Genomic DNA, 2,380 nt, shown 5'->3' with positions numbered 1-2,380 from the left:
GGGCTTGTCAAGTTTTCTGTGTAAGCGGTTCGGAATTGGTGGTCAGAGGTAGGGGTTGATTCGCTCGGGGTAAGCCAGGGCGAGTTGCTCAAGGGCTTGTTTCCAGTTCGTCGTGACGTTGCCCTCGATGAGTCGGCCGCTGGCTTTGCGCTTGCTCGCGGGCAGGCCGCGTTCCTTCTCTCGTTCGCGGGCTCGTTTGTCCTCGATGTCGCAGATCGCGAGCCAGAGCAGCTTGACCGCAGCAGCGTCGTTGGGGAAATGGCCACGGTTCTTGGTGATCTTCCGCAGCTGGTAGTTCAGCGATTCAATCGCGTTCGTCGTGTAGATCACCCGCCGCAGCTCGGGCGGGAACGCGAGGAACGGGGTGAACTTGTCCCAGGCGTCCTGGAACGATTTCACCGCCGACGGGTATCGCTTCCCGAGCTCGGACGCGCTGAACTCCTCGAGCGCCTCGAGGGCGGTGTCCTCGTTCGCAGCCTGGTAGATCGGTTTCAGCGCGGCGGCGACGGCCTTGCGGTCCTTGTAGTTCACGAACCGCATCGCAGCCCGGATGAGATGCACGACGCAGGTCTGCACGGTCGCTTCCGGCCACGTCGCCGCGATCGCCTCGGGGAACCCGGTCAGCCCGTCGCAGCAGACGATCAGCACGTCGCGGACGCCGCGGTTGGCGAGTTCGGCGCACACCGACGCCCAGAACTTCGCACCCTCGGTGGCCTGCACCCAGATCCCCAGGACGTGCTTGATCCCGTCCATGTCGACCCCGACAGCGATATGAGCGGCCTTGTTGCGGACATGCCCGCCATCGCGGATCTTCACGATGATCGCGTCCAGATAGATCACCGGATACAGCGACTCGAGCGGCCTCGTCTGCCAGGCGAGGACCTCGTCGGCGACCTGGTCGGTGATCTTCGAGATCGTCTCATGGCTGAGCTCGGTGCCGATCGTGTTCGCGAGATGGTGCTGAATGTCGCGGATCGTCATCCCGCCCGCGTAAAGCGAGATGATCATCCCATCCAGCCCGTCCAGCCGCCGCTGCCCCTTCGGGACCAGCATCGGCGTGAACGACCCGTTCCGGTCGCGCGGGACCGCAAGCTCGATATCACCGATCTCGGTCGACACCGTCTTCGGCGTCGACCCATTGCGGGAGTTCGGATACAGCGACGCCTCGGCATCGCCGCGGTCGTAGCCGACATGCTCCGTCAGCTCCGCATCCAGCCCCCGCTCCAGCGCCGCCTTCAACATCCCGCCCAGCATCCCGTGCTCGCCCGTCAAGGGCTCGCCCGCGTCGATCTTCGCGAAGATCTCATCCATCGCTCCCGACGCCTTCAACTGATCAGCAAGCTCCTTCTGCCTCCGACGACGCTCCTCGCGCTCCGGGCTGATCGCATCCATAGTCACAGTGTTTCTCCTTCAGGGGGGTGAACCTCACCCCCTTACACAGACCATTTGACAGGCTCTGATCAGCAAGCTCCTTCTGCCTCCGACGACGCTCCTCGCGCTCCGGGCTGATCGCATCCATAGTCACAGTGTTTCTCCTTCAGGGGGGTGAACCTCACCCCCTTACACAGACCATTTGACAGGCTCGACGCTCTACGCATGGATCTACGCCCCCGAGCAGAAGCACCGACAGCTCTGGCAGTACCTGCCTCGCGGGCAGCGCAAGCGCCGCCGCCGACAGGGCCGGCGGGTGCATTCCGAGCGGATCAAGTGGGACGCTCTACGCATGGATCTACGCCCCCGAGCAGAAGCACCGACAGCTCTGGCAGTACCTGCCTCGCGGGCAGCGCAAGCGCCGCCGCCGACAGGGCCGGCGGGTGCATTCCGAGCGGATCAAGTGGCGCACCTCGATCCACGAGCGCCCCGCCCTGGTCGAGGACCGTATCGAGTTCGGGCACTGGGAATCCGACAGCGTCCTCGGTCTGCGCGGCACCGGTGGGCTGCACACCACCGTGGAACGCCGCGCCCGGTACCTGCAGGCCGTGAAGATCCCCGCCATCGCCGCCGCGCCCACCATCGACGCGCAGCTGAGCGTGTACTCGCCGCTACCCGCCCACGCCGTCCGCTCCGTGACGGCGGACAATGGGTCCGAGTTCGCGTTCCACTACCAACTCGCCGACGCCCTCGCCATCCCGACCTACTTCGCCGACCCGTACTCGGCATGGCAGCGGGGCACGAACGAGCACTTCAACGGCCGCATCCGCAAATACCTCCCGAAAGGCACCAGCTTCGAAGACCTCACCCAAACAGACCTCGACGAGATCGTCACCGAGATCAACAACCGACCCCGCCGAGTCCTCGGCTGGGCAACCCCCGCCGAGATCTTCAACGAACTATGCTCAAGCCAAGCCACACCACGTTGCACCTCGAACTAGAACCCGGG

The 2,380-nt window shown here is 64.7% G+C and carries 2 protein-coding genes; one reads left to right on the top strand and one right to left on the bottom strand.

The features are described 5' to 3' along the window. Positions 1–42: 42 nt before the first annotated feature. Positions 43–1,392, bottom strand: coding sequence for an IS256 family transposase (locus J1M43_RS15720; protein ID WP_033105388.1), 1,350 nt, complete (start codon positions 1,390–1,392; stop codon positions 43–45). Positions 1,393–1,691: 299 nt separating this feature from the next. Here J1M43_RS15720 and J1M43_RS15715 point away from each other — a divergent pair, with 299 nt between their 5' ends. After that, the gene (locus J1M43_RS15715; protein ID WP_206477437.1) at positions 1,692–2,372 is read left to right on the top strand and encodes an IS30 family transposase; all 681 of its coding nucleotides are present in this window, start codon (positions 1,692–1,694) and stop codon (positions 2,370–2,372) included. Positions 2,373–2,380: the final 8 nt, after the last annotated feature.

The organism is Microbacterium sp. KRD172 (assembly GCF_017168295.1).
GTDB classification, from domain to species: domain Bacteria; phylum Actinomycetota; class Actinomycetes; order Actinomycetales; family Microbacteriaceae; genus Microbacterium; species Microbacterium profundi.
This window is presented reverse-complemented; position numbering and strand designations above follow the sequence as displayed.